The organism is Parabacteroides sp. AF39-10AC (genome assembly GCF_003635405.1).
In the GTDB taxonomy this organism is placed as follows: domain Bacteria; phylum Bacteroidota; class Bacteroidia; order Bacteroidales; family Tannerellaceae; genus Parabacteroides; species Parabacteroides distasonis.
In genome coordinates, this window is record NZ_QTLP01000012.1 from 155,513 (window position 1) to 174,269 (window position 18,757).

13 protein-coding genes are annotated in these 18,757 nt (G+C 44.7%); 6 read left to right on the plus strand and 7 right to left on the minus strand.

The features are described 5' to 3' along the window. Window positions 1-92: 92 nt before the first annotated feature. Both DW033_RS12800 and DW033_RS12805 read right to left on the minus strand, forming a co-directional pair. Entirely contained in the window at window positions 93-803 is a 711-nt protein-coding gene (locus DW033_RS12800; protein ID WP_005860960.1) for an FKBP-type peptidyl-prolyl cis-trans isomerase, read from the minus strand. A 20-nt stretch (window positions 804-823) separates the two neighbouring features. Beyond that, entirely contained in the window at window positions 824-1,411 is a 588-nt protein-coding gene (locus tag DW033_RS12805; RefSeq protein ID WP_005866557.1) for an FKBP-type peptidyl-prolyl cis-trans isomerase, read from the minus strand. A gap of 161 nt (window positions 1,412-1,572) precedes the next feature. Here DW033_RS12805 and DW033_RS12810 point away from each other — a divergent pair, with 161 nt between their 5' ends. Continuing rightward, window positions 1,573-2,262: an NAD-dependent deacylase gene (locus tag DW033_RS12810; protein ID WP_005866555.1), complete on the plus strand. Its 690-nt coding sequence runs from the start codon at window positions 1,573-1,575 to the stop codon at window positions 2,260-2,262. 243 nt (window positions 2,263-2,505) lie between these two features. On the opposite strand, the gene DW033_RS12815 is transcribed toward DW033_RS12810, so the two are convergent. Both DW033_RS12815 and DW033_RS12820 read right to left on the minus strand, forming a co-directional pair. Then, window positions 2,506-6,240: a DUF6383 domain-containing protein gene (locus tag DW033_RS12815; RefSeq protein ID WP_005866547.1), complete on the minus strand. Its 3,735-nt coding sequence runs from the start codon at window positions 6,238-6,240 to the stop codon at window positions 2,506-2,508. A 969-nt stretch (window positions 6,241-7,209) separates the two neighbouring features. Then, on the minus strand, window positions 7,210-8,454 hold the full coding sequence (locus DW033_RS12820) for a DNA methyltransferase (RefSeq protein ID WP_005866545.1): 1,245 nt from the start codon (window positions 8,452-8,454) through the stop codon (window positions 7,210-7,212). Between the two features lie 104 nt (window positions 8,455-8,558). On the opposite strand from DW033_RS12820, the gene DW033_RS12825 reads away from it, so the two are divergent. Further along, window positions 8,559-8,852: a helix-turn-helix transcriptional regulator gene (locus DW033_RS12825; protein ID WP_005860945.1), complete on the plus strand. Its 294-nt coding sequence runs from the start codon at window positions 8,559-8,561 to the stop codon at window positions 8,850-8,852. Beyond that, window positions 8,842-9,588 (plus strand): MvaI/BcnI restriction endonuclease family protein, encoded by a 747-nt coding sequence (locus DW033_RS12830; protein WP_005860943.1) that lies wholly within the window; start codon window positions 8,842-8,844, stop codon window positions 9,586-9,588. Before DW033_RS12825 ends, DW033_RS12830 begins: the two co-directional genes overlap by 11 nt. Before the next feature lie 76 nt (window positions 9,589-9,664). Here DW033_RS12830 and DW033_RS12835 read toward each other — a convergent pair whose 3' ends face one another. Beyond that, window positions 9,665-10,624 (minus strand): PCMD domain-containing protein, encoded by a 960-nt coding sequence (locus DW033_RS12835; protein ID WP_005866543.1) that lies wholly within the window; start codon window positions 10,622-10,624, stop codon window positions 9,665-9,667. Window positions 10,625-10,756: 132 nt separating this feature from the next. Here DW033_RS12835 and DW033_RS12840 point away from each other — a divergent pair, with 132 nt between their 5' ends. The 3 genes from DW033_RS12840 (at window position 10,757) to DW033_RS12850 (ending at window position 14,890) form a co-directional block, all read left to right on the plus strand. After that, complete coding sequence (locus tag DW033_RS12840) at window positions 10,757-12,199, plus strand: Na+/H+ antiporter NhaC family protein (protein WP_005866541.1); 1,443 nt, start codon at window positions 10,757-10,759, stop codon at window positions 12,197-12,199. 83 nt (window positions 12,200-12,282) lie between these two features. Then, complete coding sequence (nhaC, locus tag DW033_RS12845) at window positions 12,283-13,749, plus strand: Na+/H+ antiporter NhaC (RefSeq protein ID WP_122382807.1); 1,467 nt, start codon at window positions 12,283-12,285, stop codon at window positions 13,747-13,749. Further along, window positions 13,718-14,890 (plus strand): dicarboxylate/amino acid:cation symporter, encoded by a 1,173-nt coding sequence (locus DW033_RS12850; RefSeq protein WP_005866537.1) that lies wholly within the window; start codon window positions 13,718-13,720, stop codon window positions 14,888-14,890. The genes nhaC and DW033_RS12850 overlap by 32 nt, the downstream gene beginning before the upstream one ends. Here the strand turns inward: DW033_RS12850 and DW033_RS12855 are convergent, their stop codons facing one another. Continuing rightward, window positions 14,891-15,436 (minus strand): 3'-5' exonuclease, encoded by a 546-nt coding sequence (locus DW033_RS12855; RefSeq protein WP_036611673.1) that lies wholly within the window; start codon window positions 15,434-15,436, stop codon window positions 14,891-14,893. Window positions 15,437-15,520: 84 nt separating this feature from the next. After that, window positions 15,521-18,754, minus strand: a complete 3,234-nt coding sequence (locus DW033_RS12860) for a S41 family peptidase (protein WP_057326060.1) — start codon at window positions 18,752-18,754, stop codon at window positions 15,521-15,523. Window positions 18,755-18,757: the final 3 nt, after the last annotated feature.

Below are 18,757 nucleotides of genomic sequence, written 5' to 3' on the forward strand. Positions count from 1 at the left end.
TCAATAAATAATAAAAGCGGGCAAAAAATGCTTTTTAGCATAATTTGCCCGCCTATTATCTTACAAACGTTCCGTTTCTATTTCTTCGCTACTTATTCTTTTACGATGTCAAGCAACTCAACCTCGAACTTCAATACGCTGTTCGGTTTGATATCTTGTCCTGCGCCACGTTCGCCATAAGCCAACTCAGCCGGGATCCAGAAGATATATTTAGAACCGACCGGCATGATCTGCAAGCCCTCAGTCCAGCCCTTGATTACTTGGCCAACACCGAACTCAGCCGGCTCGCCACGATCCACGGAGCTATCAAACTTAGTACCGTCCAATAGAGTTCCGGTATAATGAACTTTTACCTTATCGGTAGCGGTCGGCTTCGCGCCTGTACCTTCTTTCTCTACCTTATATTGCAAGCCGCTCTCAGTCGTGATAACGCCTTCTTTTGTCTTATTCTCCGCCAAGAACTTATCGCCCTCTTCTTTTGTCTTCTTAGCCTCGCGAGCCTGAGCCTCTACGAAGTAAGTCTGCAAATATTGTTGAGCCTGTTGCGGATTCATCTTCATCGCAGAAGAATCCCCTTTGATAGCTTGGATAAAACCAGCGATCAAATCATCTACGTTAGCCTCACCACCCGGCAAAGTCTTTAAGTTTTCCTTATAACCGGCACCTGTGCTGATACCAATAGCGTAGCTTGCGCTATCGATAGAAGTCTTCAAGCTCGCGCTTTTGTGAGAATCACCGCAAGAGGTGAAAGATGCGCCCATTGCTACAATCACTGTAGCGACTAATACACTTAACTTTTTCATTTTTCTTTAACTCTTATATATTATTTTTCGATATCTAATAACTCAACGTCGAAGATCAACGTACTATTCGGCTCGATAGCCTCACCTGCCCCACGCTCGCCATAAGCAAGGTTAGACGGGATAAACAATCTCCATTTAGAACCGACCGGCATCAACTGCAAGGCCTCTACCCATCCCGGGATTACCTGTGAAACACCGAATACGGCGGGCTCGCCTCTCTGTACGGAGCTATCAAACACCTGACCGTTGATTAACGTACCGTGATAGTGGCATTTTACCTTATCGTTCGCCGTAGGTTTAGCGCCTGTACCATTCTTCAGCACCTCGTATTGCAAACCGCTAGGCAACTCTACCACACCAGCCTTATGCTTATTGATAGAAAGGAACTCCTCACCGGCTTTCTTATTGATCTCCAGTTTCTCTTGTTGAAGCTTCATGAAGTAATCATTGATCACTTGTTTTGCCTCATCATAACTAAGAGCAGGTTTTGCCTCTGTTAAGACGTCATTCAATCCCTGTACAAAATCTTCCACTTGAAGATCCTTGATGCCTGAGTTCTGGAAATTATTTCCGATACTTAAGCCAAGCGCATAACTTACTTTATCCATTCTTTTTTCTTGTTCAACTAATTATAAGCCACAAAAGTAATGCTTTTAATCGTATAACAGCATTTTGTAAGAACTTTTTATTTCATTCAAAGCTTTTTACGAAATAAAGTCGTAACTTCGTAACTATTAATATATACATCTATACATTAAACAAGTAACAGATGAAAAAGTTAGTCATACTTACCGGAGCGGGAATGAGCGCAGAGAGCGGTATCTCCACTTTCCGTGACTCGGACGGGTTATGGGAGAAATACCGGGTGGAAGATGTCGCCACGCCGGAAGGCTTCGCCGCCAACCCTAAATTGGTTCTCGACTTCTACAACCAGCGCAGAAGAGAGCTATTGAATACGAAACCTAACGCCGGTCACCTCGGCCTTGCCGCCTTGGAGAAAGATTTCGACGTACGGATCATTACCCAGAATATCGATAACTTACATGAACGCGCAGGTAGCAGCCACGTGATCCATCTGCATGGAGAGTTGATGAAGGCATGCTCCGTAAGGGATCTGGACACGACCTACAATCTATCGCCGGAGAACCCGGATATTCATCTGGGCGACAAGGACCCTCACGGAAATCAGCTACGTCCTTTCGTTGTATGGTTTGGAGAGGCGGTACCCATGATAGAGCCTTCCATCAAGCTGGTGGAAGATTGTGATATTTTCGTGATTATCGGTACCTCCTTAAACGTCTACCCTGCTGCCGGATTACTAAACTACGTGCGCCGGGGCCAACCGATCTACTTGATCGACCCGAAAGATGTACGTACTTATCGCAACGATATCGAGCATATACAGGCCGGGGCCTCGGAAGGGGTCAAGAGGCTGACGGAGTTGCTTACGCAGAATTAAACAATTCATACACTCATTAGGTCTGACGAAGGCAAGTATAAACACGAAGTCCTTGGCATGCGAACACATTGCCAAGGACTTGTCTTTTTATCCGCTTCCATCCTCACGGAAGTACTTACGGATGAACTTTAATTTATTACTTTAGTATTAATATTAATCCAATTCCCGCCTGTTCATCCGTCACGGATTACTTGGATCGATACCCGCACGGGAATCGTATGATTATCTTATTTCGTTTATTTCTTATTTCACGATTGCCTTTACAGCCTCCTCACCATCAACAGCTACGGCTACGATACCGGCAGGTACAGCGATTGTAGCGTTATCGGAGGTAAGAACAGTCTCAGCGACAACCTTACCTAAGATATTCGTGATAACGATAGACTTACCGGCTGCGCCTTGAACGGTTACAGTACCGTTGCCGGCTACGATAGATACGCCTTCAGCGTTAGCGCCTTCGATAGATGTTACCATATCCTCAGCATCAGTCTTCTGATATGCGTTGAAGATCAAGGCACCGTCAGAACCAGTCTTAGCTGCGCTGAACTCTGAATCACCACGAGTTAATACCAAGCAACCGTTCTGCATCTTCAACCATGCGGCATATTGAGGAGCTATGGAACCGGCCTTAACTTCCTTGTAACCTGCAGTAGCCTTACCTTTATTACCCGTAACAGCAGCGTCAGCAGTCTCGGAATAAATGTTAGACTCGAACATGAACTCATTGTTCTCACCCTCTTTACCATCCTCGTAAGCTTGAGCGGCCTTATCCGGATTTACGTAACGGAATGACCAAGTTACGTTCTTATGGTTGTCGCCTCGCAAGTTTACAATATATGTCTCGTTGATCTTAGCTTTCTCATAAGCTTTGATAATTGTCTCAACATTCAACTCTTCCGGTTTCATGTTAGCGAAATCATTCACCAAGATGAACAAACTGTCGCCTGCGTGGATAGCCTTTACGAAACCAACGCGAGTATAACCACCGTCAATATCCATATACGGAGTCTTGTATTCCTTGCCTTTAATAAGGGCAGAGTCACCGAAACTTACCAAATACTTACCGTAGTTGAAGCCTTGGCTAGCAGGAGTAGCATGTGAGCATTTATCTGCCTCTACAGGATTTCCGGCGTTGTCGAAATGATTATGAGCATATGTACAAGGAACACCCGGAGTACCGGCTTGATCCTGACGAGCTACAGACACCAAATATTGAGGCTTGATATTGCCAGCGCCACGGTTTACCCAAGCGGTATCAACGATGAACGCCAATTTACCATCAGCTTTCTCCTTATTCCAGATACCAGCGTAATCAACCTTCTTATCTGTCAAGTTCTTATTCCACTCATCCATCAAGTATTCCTTACGGATCTTTTCTACGAAGAATAAGCTGTCAGCTGTCTCGCTCTCTTCCAACTCGGCGTTGTCGAAACGACGATACAATGGAGAGTTGTCAACCTCTACCGCAAAAGCGGAAGTACGGATCTCATTGTCAGTGCCATCATCGAACTTATCATTCAACTTTCCTTCCGTCAAATCCAACGTGTTATCATCCACAGAAACCTTGACAGTAGCATAATCCGTTGATTTGTGTTTTTGTTCAGCAACTGAAGTTAATTCAATCTCGTCAAATATGACTTTACTTTCATCTTCATTCAACGTATACACATAAGCCTTCTTGATCTCGCTGTTGTCCTTAATTAAACGATAGCCATCCTTGTCGTAAAGAAGCGTATTTTCTTCGTCTTTCACTTTAGCAAGCTCCTTACCATCGATCTTACCTTCCTTAACCTCTTTACCTAAATAATCAGAAGTGAAGAATGAGCCCTCACCAACTGCATGCGTACGCTCCACAGCCTTCACTAACGCATAGTAATGCTTGCCATTATCGCAATTGTTCTCTTTCAAGAAGAACAAAGTAGGCTCGGATTTCATCATATACTTTTTAGCGTCAGAGTCATAAGAGATATAATGTCCCTTGCCATCAGATACATAGTAAGCGTTTCTTACCAAGCCATTCTCATAGCCATATTTGTCATCCTTGACTTTCAAGATCAAACGGAAATTGGACTTGCCATCATTCTCGTCTACACGTACGATAGAGTCCTTGCCTGCCGGGGTGTATAAATATTTGTCTAATGACAAGCCATGCAAGTAATTAAATGTATAGGTCTGCACCATAGCCTCGTTAGCGGTTACGTACTTATAACCCAACTTCGTATCCTTGACTAATTCGTCCGCTACCTTCGTGAAGGTCAATGTATCGGGCATTGTTCCATTGAAATAAAAGACATCACCGCTACCTTCCACCGCATAGAATTGGGTTGAAGTCTTAGGCAAAACACTTTCAGCAGACGCATCAGCTCCCCAATCATTGAACTCTCGGTTCTTGATTGTGACCGCAGACGTAGTAGAAACTCCATTCTTTTTAACCACCCATTGAGCAGCCGGCATATGATTGAAATCTTGTCTCTTAGCCTGATCAGCCCAGCCGAAATCACCAGCAAGGTTAGCCAACGCATAAGTACCGTTTTGGGCGAACTTCGGATTTCCTGCCTTAGCCTTAAACTGGACCGTATAAACACCATCGGGGATTGTAGTCGGTTTCAAACCTGTGAAACTCGTACCGATAGTAATCTTTACGTTTTGAGTTACCACACCTGTTTTTTCTTTTTCCGTCTCATCCGTATTCAATGACAATACATTTACACTGGCTAGACTAGCCATATAAATATACTTGTCGTTTACTACGTTTTCAGCGGATTGCCATTTCGCATTATCAAAGCTGTCCTTTATTCTTTTAGCATAAGCGGCATCTGTCTCATCCTCTCTGCGAGGCACTTGGTGCATAGCGTCCTTCACTTGGACATAAAGCTTGTCATCTACTGCATTATAAGTAAACTTATACTTATAAGAGCCTTGCAAACGTCCGTTCTTTAGAGTTGTATATGTAACTGATTCACCCTCCACGGTACCCGTAATAGATTTCGTATCCTTTAAAGAGCCATCGTCGTTTTTAGGCCCATAGGCATCATACGTATAAGTAAGCAAGGAACCATCTGTTTCCGTACCGCCATAATAAGTGGTATCAACAACAACATACAACTGCGCATCATCTTTTTTCTGGTCTTTAGCCTGTAAAAGTACATAGCCTTCAGTAGCGTCTTCCGCAACAAGGTCGGTCGCCGTCAAATGATTTTTCTTTCCAGAAGTAACCTCCGGAGTCATATTCAAACGGAAAGAGTTTTCAACTGCCGATTGCAACAAGGTATTTAAATCCTTTGCTCCTAATTCTAACTCCTGCGGAATATTACCTTGGTTCAATCCGATAGATAATACAGATGTTCCCGTTAAAGAAGTACTTGATCCCTTAACCAAGATCATCTTGCCATCAGACGATCTGGTCGCCAGATAAACATATTTATTACCATCCACATAAGAAACCAAAGTTTTGCCGCTGCCGTCAAGATCTTTCACTACCCACTCCGTAGCGCTACCCCCTAAAGTGGCTACGGCCGCCTCCTCAACTTTCTTAGCGGTTTTAGCCGCATCTACCGTTTCACCGTCTTCTTGCATAACAGCCTCTGCCGCCAAAGAAGGATCTACAGCGAAAGTCAAGCCTGTATTCTTGTTCACAAAAGAATAAACCGTTTGACCTAAAACGGTCTTCTTCTCCGAAACTGTCCAAGTAGCCTTGTTTAAGTTCTCCAATGTAAACTGAGAAGTCCCAGTCTCCTTTGTAATATAACCGAAGGTCGTTCCTTTTGTGATACCTAAGAACTTCGCCTCAGAACCGTTTTGAAACAAAACGGCCTCCCCTTTTTTAGGCGTTATCGTCGCATTAGGATCCGGAGTTTCTTCCGCAGCCATTGTAGCTTGCGGAGCAACTGGAGTTCCGACATACGCCGCTACCGTACCTACAGAGAAAGCAGATACAAGCATGGCGCTAGCCAAAAACGTTGTAAATTTCTTGTTCATAAATCGAAAATTTAATATTAATAATAGTGTTAATTAAATATCATTCAAGACCTTAACAAATCGTCGCTATTTAAAAACGACTAGTCTAAACGATCGTCTAAATCTTGCGTTTTTTGAGCGTCGAAACGGGAGGTTTGTTGAAGGAACCGCTTGTTTCGTGAAGGATAACCTATCCTATTGATAAGAAAGAGAATAAGTGATAAAAAAATAGCTCGGAAGGGTTGCAAGTATCGAAGAAATGCGTACCTTTGCAAATGACTAAAAGAATCGATCGTTTAAACTAGTCGTTTCTATCCCATAAAAAATTCTCAAATATCAACGTATTTAACTATACATTAATGTACGAGCGTACATTAAAAGAACAATTCATTTCTACTTTCAATTATCTATTTATATTTTACTTCCAATACAGACTATTTCCCGCGAATCTCCCTGTCAGTAAAACAGCATTCATACAATCCTTTTGACTGAAATAAAGCGCATATCGTGACATAGGCTATTCGTAAAAGAGGCAAGATAATGAGAAAAAGGAGGTTGTAAGCGGCGTTTTATGCGGCAAAGTACTACTTTTTACACACGAGTATCGACAAAAGCCTACACTATCGGTCGTGTTTGGCAACGCCAATAGTGCCGTTAGGCATCGTGAATAGTCAAGAATAGGGTCGTGAACTATCAAGAATAACCATCATAACCCTGTCACTTCCCTATCGTAACCCATTGAGATAGGTTTTTCATCCCATAAAATAGGAATTAGGATGAGCTAGTTTCGCTAGAACAAAAGAGCATCTTTTGATATCCAACTATCCAACAAGCGATTAAATATATTTTAACTCAAATTTAAGAGTAGACTGTACATTCCCCCGCAATAATCGATTCTACGGGCGTTAAGATTACAAACTGTCAAAAAGAAAGAACTCGACACTAGGAGCCATTGGCTATCAATTCAGTCAAATAAAACAGCCTCTTTCCTTATTTCTTCTCCAATATGACTATATATTCATTGCACATCGTACTAACCTTCTTCCCTGCCACATTAGTAGGACTTGTTTTGGAAGGCATCCTTTTGTTAGGTATTTCTCTAACAATAGTATCGATATGTGTAAAACCATTCTTCTCAAACATTTCAGCAGTAAAGTAATCTAATGGAATTTGAACCCCCTTAACCGTTCTGTTCCCTACGACATAACAAACGACTCCACCACTCTTTATTACAGACGCGACATTCTTTATAGAACAACTATAATCATTAAGAAACGAGACCACTTCCAAATTTCTCTTTGGGTCAATGCTCTTTATTTCGTCCAGTTCAGATTTAATGCTTTTAGTCTCAAAAAGTTCCTCTTTCTGAACTCGTCCCCCCATTAGGAGATTATCTAGTGTTTTAGCATTTTCAAAATTGAACCATTCATTTGCCCACCTTGAAAATTGTCCATAAGCAACGGTTGTTCTACTATCGCCATAAGGCGGAGAGGTTACAACCATATCAACACTATTCGGCTGTATTATATCGGAAGGGATTTCTATAGTACTATTAAAGTCATAGATACCTATATTACATGGATATTTTATACTATTAAACTCCTCAAGTCCATTTATATTTCTTATAACCTTTTCTTCAAACAATCGAAAGACATCCGGTTTGAAGTCTTTAATTTTCTCTTCCTTCATCCTAAACCGCTTAAATTCTCCATTCCTCGTAAACGACACCTCTCTAACAGTCTCGGAAAGAGGAACTTTAAAGAAATCAGCGAAATCTAAAGCCACACATTCATTAATTACTTGATAAATATAAGAAAGGCGCAAAAGGCTATCTCTGGAATACCAATAAGTATAATTAGAAATATTATCGAAATTCTTATTCTTGACCTTATCTTCAGAATACTCAAAGAACAAGGCTTGCATCATTGAAAAAGTATCTCTGATACAAGATAAATCATAATGGGTTGTTTTTACATGGCTCATCAATCTAGCCAATGGATTAAGGTCTGTTCCTATCGCATTTATACCTTTTATAGAAGCCTCAACTAACGATGTACCGCTTCCCATATATGGATCAAAAAGTAGCTCAACTCCATCCTCTGGCCTATATTCCTCTATTAGAGCTCTTGCTACTTGGGGAATCATCATCGCAGGATACGCATGATAGCAATGAGTAAATTCTTTGGTATCGGCATCCTTAAAGCTCCACCTATTATCAATCGTTCTTTTGTACATACCTTCCTTACTTATATTATGTGAGTGCAAATATACTCATTTGCTCACATATTGTGAGTACATAAGCATATATAAAACTATATTTTTGGGCAAAAATAACAATAATGATTAGAAAGACCGAGTATCAACTTGAAATCATCCTTAAGATAAAGGAGCTAAGAGAGGCCAACAATGTTAGCCAAAAAGAGTTGTCGAATCTCCTCGAAGTGGCTCCGGGCTTAATAGGGAGTATAGAAAGCCCTAAATTTCCACATAAGTACACCCTTAGTCAGATCTATAAAATATGCCACTATTTCAACATTACCATAGAACAGCTATTCATATCAGAGGAAGATTTTTCCAAAGATAGAGATATTATTGACTTACTCATATTTAATATAATACGTTATGGAGAATAAGGATTTTATTATTTCAAAGTTCAAAGAGGTTAAATCCTTGGAATATGTTCCAAGCAATAGAGCCAACAATACTGGGATTGGAAAAACATTTGAAGATTACATCGGAGTTGTCGAGAACAATTTAGACGAGCCCGATTTAGCTGGATTCGAAATAAAATCTCATCGCGGCGCTTCATGCTCTTACGTTACCCTATTCACTAAAAGCCCCTCATTTCCCAAACGTGCGAATGCTTATTTAAAAGATAAATTTGGAACACCTTATGAAGATGCACCATCTATAAATAGCTTGCATACGTCTATGTTTGCAAATAGCTATAACACATATATGAAGAAATATTCTTTTAAACTCCTAAACAACCCTGTCGCCAAGACAATATTAATAGGAGTATTTGACTTAAATACAAAAGAGCTGTTAGATTGTAGCGTAGGTTACACCTATCAAGACATTCAAAAAGCACTAACAAAGAAGCTAAAGAACTTATTATATGTAACTGCCCAAACAAAAAAAGAAGGAGGTAAGGAACTCTTCTACTTCAATAAAGCCGATATATATACAGAGCCATCATTTGAGCGTTTTATATCACTCTTAACCGATGGGAAGATAATGTATGATATAAGAATCGGGAGCTATAAATCTGGCCCCAAATATGGTATGCCGCACGATCATGGGAGTGGATTCAGAATATTAGAGGCTAATATCAGACTATTATATTCTGATCACGAAACCATAGAATAAAACAAGCTACGCTTCATTTGTTGGCTTCTGTATCAAGACCGGAGACAAATACCATAGGGTTTCAACGATAATAGGCTCAATATCCCAACCGGATATTATCTACCCAAAAGGTATTTCCCGGAGACCCTATGTATGAGCCTCCGTGACTGGAACAGAACTCTAAGATCATATGGGTTACCTCATCGTCCTCCGTTCCCCAGCCGATTTCTTGGACAGGGACGTTCTTACCTTTGCTGTTTAAACTATAACGAGCGGACTCTCCGAGTTGAAACCCCATATATTCTTTATAATCGCTACGTTTCGTGATATCGCCGTATAAGATCGTGAAATTGGCATCGTTTACCCAATCCGTATTTTTATCCATCCGGATTACCAGCGTACCGATACGCTTAGCATATATGTTCCCGTCCTTATCTTCCCAACGCTTCTGAAGAAAGAGATTCACCAAAGGCATATCAATGCCATTTACCTCCGATCTCTTGCTAAAACCGCTCAATTTAATACGATTGGGATCACCGGAGAGTTTCACCTTATAATCGAATAACAAGGACGTAGGTTTTTGGTGAAACGGGATACCGCAAACGATCTGTCCCCACGTCTCCGAAGAATTCTTCGCCGGTTCCAGAAAACGGCCGAGATAGAGGCATCCCCCGACCAACACCTTCACGTTCATGATACCCATCGCCGAGATCGATTCTATCCCCGTCTCCAGCCGTGCGCAATACCCCTCATCCCGTCTTTCGGGGTAGACACTGACGCTAGCTTTCGTAATCCCGCTCACCCTAGCCATCACGTTAGAACTGCCCCAAGGCGAAGCTTTCGACTCAAAAGGTCTATTTCCGATAATCGTATCCGTAGGGCCAACGCAGTAAAGTGTCTTCGTCTCCTTCCCGATAATAGCCGATTCCGTGATCTTACGTACCACCCACTGATCCAGATCGCCATAACGGATCACTTCCGTCTTTCGCTGGGCATATAGCGCCATACTCATCCCCAAAAAGACAAATAAATAGCCTAACCGATTATTTACTACCATAAGTTACCCTCCTATCCAAATCCTTTTTTATTTTTGCAGCGAAATTAATTAGAATCGATAACACAAGGCAAGTCCGTATAAAGAATTTATTCGGATTATCCATGATAAATAACAAACGACGTGAATAAACCCATGGCAGAAAAGCCCCGGACACCCTCCATCGCGATCTCTTTACTACCCGTAGTGACATTAGTCATCATGCTGGCCGTAGCCATCTATATTTTCCGGGGCGATTCCCTTGGAGGAGCCAGCCAAATCGTATTATTGATAGCCACCTCGATCTGCTCTTTGATCGCCGTCTTTCATTGCAAGATCAAGTGGGAAGATATCGAGGGGCAAATCGCCCGTAACATCTATGGGATCGCACCGTCCGTCATCATCCTTTTATTGATCGGAACCCTATCGGGCAGTTGGATGGTAAGCGGGATCGTGCCGACCTTGATCTATTACGGGTTGCAAGTCATGCAAACGGATTTCTTCCTCGTGGCCTGTTGCCTGCTATGCAGTATCGTATCGGTTATGACGGGTAGCTCGTGGACTACCATCGCCACCATCGGGATCGCCTTGATCGGGATTGGCGAGGCGCAAGGCTTCAGTACGGGGTGGGTAGCCGGAGCGATTATATCGGGCGCTTATTTCGGGGATAAGATGTCGCCGTTATCAGACACTACGGTATTGGCGGCCTCCGTAACGGACACGCCCCTTTTCACGCATATCCGGTATATGCTTTATACGACCGTTCCCTCTATGATCGTCACACTGATCGTATTCAGCATCGCCGGATTCTCGAGGGAGACAGCGGACGCGTCCCAGATAGCCGCTTTCTCCGAAGCCTTGAAAGGCTCGTTCCATATCACGCCTTGGCTTATGATCGTACCGATCGTTACCGGAATCATGATCGCCAAGAAGACACCTTCGATCGTAGTGCTTTTCGCCTCTTCCATACTCGCCGGAATATTCGCCTTGATCTTCCAGCCAAACGCCTTATTGGAGATTTCCGGGATCACGGATAGCGGAATTATCGCCTATATCAAAGGCCTGCTGATGACTTTCTATGACAGCACGCAGATACAGACCGGCAACGAGGCCCTGAACTCTCTAGTCTCTACCCGGGGAATGGCCGGGATGATGAACACGATTTGGCTGATCATTTGCGCCATGTGTTTCGGCGGGGCCATGTCCGCTAGCGGCATGCTGGAAAGCATCACACGTATCTTCTTGCATTTCATGCGAGGCCGTACCAGCATGGTCGCCTCTACCGTCGTGTCCGGATTATCCTTGAACATCTGCACGGCGGACCAGTTCATCGCCATCATCCTGAACAGCGAAATGTTTAAAGAAGTATATAAGCAACGGGGATTCGAGAGCCGCCTGCTTAGCCGGACAACGGAAGACTCCGTCACCGTCACCTCCGTGCTGATCCCGTGGACGACTTGCGGCATGACGCAATCTACAATCCTTGGCGTATCTACTTGGACTTATTTCCCTTATTGCGTCTTTAATATCGTCAGCCCGTTTATGAGCATTCTTATAGCGGCAACCGGTTATAAGATCGTCCAAAAGACTGTGAAATAAGGAAATCAATCTATAATTCATAGCGCTATTCAAGGTATTTTTAGTATTTTCGCACCATCATTATTTAAGCGACTGAATGAACAATGGAAAATCATCTTAAGAAGATGCCCTCCCCTCTACTTTCACTAGTGCCTATCCTCGTGCTGGTAGCTCTTTTGTTTGTAACCATACGCACTTTTGGCAGCGACGCGTTGAGCGGCGGAAGCCAAGTCGTATTACTTACCACCACGGCGGTCGCCTCCCTTTTGGCCATGATCTTCTGCAAAGTCAAATGGCGTGATATAGAAGAGGCGATATGTAAAAACATATTGGGAGTGGCCACAGCTATAATTATCCTATTGTTGATTGGCGCTTTATCCGGTAGCTGGATGATCAGCGGTATCGTCCCGACCTTGATTTATTACGGGATGCAAATCATCCATCCGAGTTTCTTTCTGGCCTCTTGTTGCGTGATCTGCGCTGTCGTATCCGTTATGACCGGTAGCTCGTGGACTACCATCGCCACGATCGGTATCGCCTTGATGGGTATCGGTGAGGCACAGGGCTTCGCTACGGGGTGGGTAGCCGGGGCGATCATCTCGGGCGCTTATTTCGGGGATAAGATCTCACCGCTTTCGGACACGACGGTATTAGCCTCTTCCGTAACGCATACCCCTTTGTTCTCCCATATCCGGTATATGATGCTTACGACAATACCGTCTATGGTGATCACGTTGATTATCTTTACCATAGCGGGTTTTACGCATACCTCGAACGCATCCGGGCAAATAGCCGAGTTCGCCGCCTCGTTGAACGAAAGTTTTAATATCTCGCTCTGGCTACTGATCGTACCGGTGGTAACGGGTATATTAATCGCCAAGAAAGTACCGTCTTTGATCACCTTGTTTATCTCGACAGCGATGGCGGGGGTGCTCGCGATCTTTTTCCAGCCTCATTTATTGCAAGAGGTAGCGGGAGCGTCGGTAGCGGATGCCTCCTCCCTGTTTAAGGGATTATTCATGACATTCTACGGGAGTACCCAAATCGATACGGGCAACGAGGCCTTGAACAGCTTGGTCGCTACCCGGGGTATGGCGGGTATGATGAATACGATTTGGCTGATCATCTGCGCCATGTGCTTCGGTGGTTCCATGACGGCCAGCGGTATGCTGGAAAGCCTTACGTCCGTATTCCTGCGCTTTATGAAACGGAGGGTCGGCATGGTGGCGTCTACCGTATTCTCCGGTTTATTCTTGAATATCGTTACGGCCGATCAATACATATCTATTATCCTTACCGGAAATATGTTCAAGGATATCTACAAGAAAAAAGGATATGAGAGTCGCCTGTTAAGCCGTACGACGGAAGATTCCGTAACCGTAACGTCCATGCTGGTACCGTGGAACACCTGCGGCATGACGCAAGCCACGATATTAGGCGTAGCGACCCTGACGTATCTTCCTTATTGCTTCTTTAACCTGATCAGTCCGTTGATGAGTATTACGATGGCCGCCATTGGCTTCAAAATAAAGCAACACCATGAAGAAGATCAGAGTATCATTGTTAACTAAAGTCGTTATCGCTATCGCCGCCGGCGTATTGTTCGGCCAGTTTTTACCGGGAGGAATCGCACGTATCTTTGTAACCTTCAATTCATTGTTCGGCAACTTCCTATCGTTCTCCATCCCTCTAATCATATTGGGGCTGGTGACTCCCGCTATCGGAGATCTGGGTAAAGGAGCCGGAAAGCTATTGTTGATAACCGCCTTGATCGCTTACGGTTCAACAGTCTTCTCGGGTTTCTTCACGTTCCTGAGCGGATCGGCTATATTCCCGCACATACTACCGACCAACACGGAATTGACGGCAATGGAGAATCCGGAAGATTTCATGCTGACACCTTACTTCGTGGTAAATATGCCGCCTTTAATGGATGTCATGACAGCCTTGCTGCTATCCTTTACGATTGGCCTAGGGCTTTCTAATATAGCGGGAACCACCCTGCGTGACTCTTTCACGGATTTCAAGGAAATTATCATTAAGCTAATCGAGGTGGTTATCATCCCGTTATTACCGCTCCATATTTTCGGTATCTTCCTGAACATGACCGTGAGCGGACAAGTCATGAGTATTATCACGATGTTCCTCAAGGTTATCATAGTCATCTTTGTCTTACATGTATTATTGTTATTGATCCAATTCACGATAGCCGGAGCCATAGCCGGGAAAAATCCGCTCCGCCTCTTGAAGAATATGTTACCGGCCTACGCTACGGCTCTGGGGACCCAATCCTCCGCCGCCACGATTCCCGTGACACTGGCGCAGGCTGTCAAGAATGGCGTACGGGAGAATATAGCGATCTTTACCGTACCGCTTTGCGCCACGATCCATCTGGCAGGTAGCACCATGAAAATCGTAGCTTGCGCTATGGCTATCATGATCATGGCGGGAGAACCGGTTACCTTCTCCAACTTCAGCGGATTTATCATGATGCTGGGAATTACGATGGTAGCGGCTCCGGGGGTTCCGGGAGGGGCTATTATGGCCGCTTTGGGTATCTTGCAAAGTATGCTGGGATTCAATGAGACACTGCAAGCGTTGATGATCGCCCTTTATATTGCCATGGATAGTTTTGGCACCGCTTGCAACGTGACGGGAGATGGCGCTATCGCTGTCGTGGTGGATAAAATAGCCGGGAAAAACACCCCATAGTTACCTAGAGTAACAGGAAGCCATAAGCGCCTCCAAGGTATCGACCTCTTTTTCCCGCATCATCGTAAGGGCGATATGGGCACAGGCGTAAGCGTCAGCCATGGCGTTATGATGTCGGGTAAGGTCGTAACCGCAGTGGGCGGCTACTGTCTGCAACTGATGATTTACCAGAAATGGGTACATCTTCCGGGATAGACGGCAAGTGCAATAGAAGGGATATTTCGGATAGGCTAAGTCATACACCTCGTGGGCGGCTTTCAGGCATCCCTCATCAAACGGACTGTTATGGGCAACAAGGGGGAGATCCTTTAGTTTCGGGGCGATGCTTTCCCAAGCCTCCTCGAAACATAACGCATCATTCGTATCCTCAGCGCTCAACCCATGTATAGCCGTAGTCCAACGGGTATAGAAATTAGGGGTAGGACGTACCAAGGTATAAATGCTATCTACTACCCAGTCATCCTCCAATATGGCGATACCTATACTGCAAATACTGCTCCGCTTTCCATTAGCGGTCTCAAAGTCAATGGCTGCGAATCGTTCCATAGATAGATTACTAGTTTTTAATCCGTTTACTATTTATTTATTTGTAGAGACGGGGCGTGCCCCGTCTCTACAAATAACCTCTCATTATTTATGGCTCCAGTCCCTTGGCGCGGGGACAGGAGCTAGCGGTTTGCGTTCTTTTAATTGTTTCATGACTTCCTCGATAGCACGGTCTAATTGTTGATCCTCACCGTTCCATTCCTTGATGGGGTCGTTATCGATCAAGATATCCGGATCCACACCGTGGTTCTCGATAATCCAGTTGCCCGTCTTCGGATCATAACTCGTGAAGAAAGGCACACGGATATCCGTACCGTCCATATAAGGAAGCGGGCCGCTAATACCGATGATACCGCCCCAAGTACGGGTTCCAATCAATTTACCTAAGCCAAGCGCACGGAAGCCCCACGGGAACAAATCGCCATCGGAAGCGGAATACTTATTGATCAAGCAAACTTTCGGGCCAACCTGTACGGCATCCGGCACGGTCCCGATCAAAGAAGAACCCCGGCGCATCGTCAAACGATACGGCTCACGAGACAGACGTTCCAGAATCATCGGGGAGACATTTCCACCGCCATTCGCACGATCATCGATAATCAAACCTTCCTTATCCAATTGCGGATAGAAATAGCGAGAGAACTCATTCAAGCCTTCCGGCCCCATATCCGGAATATAGATATAACCGACCTTACCGTTCGTCGCCTTATCTACCTTCTTGATATTATCTTGGATCCAATTATAGTGATACAAAGAATATTCTTCCGCCAACGGACTGACCACGATCTTACGAGCCCCCGCCAACTGAGGCTTGCTATTCAAGGACAACTCGGTCGGAACGTTCGCCTTCCCGATCAACAACTTATACATATCGTTCACGCTATTCGCAGGAACCCCGTCTATAGCGACGATATACTCTCCAGCCTTCGCCTCAACACCCGGTTCTGTCAATGGAGAACGTAATTCCTTACTCCAAGAAGCCCCCGGCAGGATCTTTTCCAAGCGGAAGAAACCACTCTTATCCCGAGAAACCTCAGCACCTAGCAGACCCATCGATACCCGTTTAGGACTTTCCACCTCACCGGGGTTCACATAAGCATGCCCTACTCCCAGCTCGCCGATCATCTCGCCAATAATATAATTCAAGTCCAAACGTGTTTTCACGTAAGGAAGAAGGGCGGCGTATTTCTCCTTGATCGCCTTCCAATCCTTGCCATGCATATTCTCCAGATAGAAACCATCCCGGAAAGCACGCCAAGCCTCATCGAAGATTTGCGCCCATTCCTTCGTATAGTCTACCGTGATCTTCATATTCGCCAGATTAACCGGCTTACTTAAATCCGCTTTACCCTTCGGTATATCGGTTACGAATAGTTGATCGTCCTTAAAGAAAACAGCTTTCTTGCCAGCCGGATCAACCATCATAGCGGCATCGCTAACGGTTTCCTCTTTCTGTTTCTTCAAGTCAAACATCTTCATGCCGCCTTTCGTGAAATAATACACGTTCGTTCCATCGGAATAAAGATCGTAGTAATTCGATCCCGGCAAGGGGAGCTTAACGATTCGATCCGTGATACCCTCTATATCAATCTTTACGACCGGAGTAGAAGCCTCATTCTTTGTCTCGTCCTTTTTAGAGGCATCCGCTTTCGCCGGGGTAGATTCAATGGCTACCTCCGCATCCGTTTCCATAAACGGGGAAGCGGTATCCTTAGACAATAACGCCAGATATACGCCACCCATATTATTATACACATGATTCCATTCCGTTTGGCTATACGTAGGATTGAAATCACGGGCGGAAGTGAATACCAGATATTTGCCATCCGTACTGAATACCGGAGAATAAGACTCGTACCATTTATCGGTCACGGGATATTCTTTCTTACCCGCGATATCGTAGACATAGACGATCGAGAAATTATTATCGGACACACGGGAATAAGTCAACCAATTATTATCCGGAGAGAAACTTACGTTGCGGGCTTCACCTAACAGACTTTGTGAGATAGTTGTTAGCTGTTTGTTAGATACGTCCAAAAGATTGATACGATTTTTACGATCCGTATAGACAATCTTCTTGGAATCCGGACTCCACTGGAAAGTACGGATATACGTATCGTTATTCTTGGTCAACTGGGTAGGCTCGCCCCCCTCGAAATCTTGGAGATACAGCTCGGTCTCGCCGGTAGCGTCGGAGATATAGGCTATATGTTTTCCGTCCGGTGACCATTGAGCGTCACGTTCGTGCGCTCCCGGAGTACGGGTGATATTTTTCGTAACCCCTTTATCTACCGGGATATTGAATACCTCGCCACGAGCTGTCACCACCATACGCTCACCTTTTGGGGAGAGGCTGGCACTCGTGATATATTTGGAGCCATCCTTGATCTCGCTACGTGCGTAGACATTATCGGAGGCGAGGGTTACGTTCACTTTCTCCGGTTTCTTCGACACCGCATCCATCTTATAGATATAGCCTCCATTCTCGAAAACGATCGTATTGCCGAAGCTGCTAGGGAATTTCACGTCGTACTCAGTGAAGTTCGTCACCTTACTTGTTTGTTTAGTCTTCGTATTGTAAACGAACAAGTTCATCGTGTAATCCCGATCCGAAAGGAAATAGATCTCATCACCAATCCACATCGGAAAGATATCTTGCGCCTCATTGTTCGTGATATTCTCTACACTTTTCTTCTCCGGATTATAAACCCAGATATCATCGGCCATACCGCCCTTATAGTATTTCCATGTACGGAACTCACGCATTACCCGGTTGTAAGCCAATTGTTTTCCGTCGGGCGAATAGCTACAAAAGCCGCCCTCGGGCAAGGGAACCACCTCGGAAAGGCCACCTTCTTTATTTACCGTATATAACTTGCCGGAGAACCCATCGCTGATGCGGTTGCGGTAAACAATACCATTACCGTCCGGTGTCCAAGTCATCACGATATTATTCGGGCCCATGCGATCGCCCAGATCATCACGGCTATTCGTAGCCGTGTAAGTGATACGCAATGGCTCACCGCCGGAAGAGGGCATCGTGTACACTTCCGTGTTACCGTCGTACTGTCCCGTAAAAGCGATCGTCTTACCATCCGGGGAGAAACGGGGAAACATCTCATACCCCACATACGATGTCAATCGCTGTGCCTCACCACCTGTAGCCGGGACCTTATATAAATCGCCAGCGTACGAGAATACAATCTCTGAACCATTTGTAGCCGGAAAGCGCATTAATCTCGCCTCATCCGCCGCCATCAACAACGTAGGGATAGCGACAGCCGCCAATGCTGTTAAAATCATTCTTTTCCTCATAAC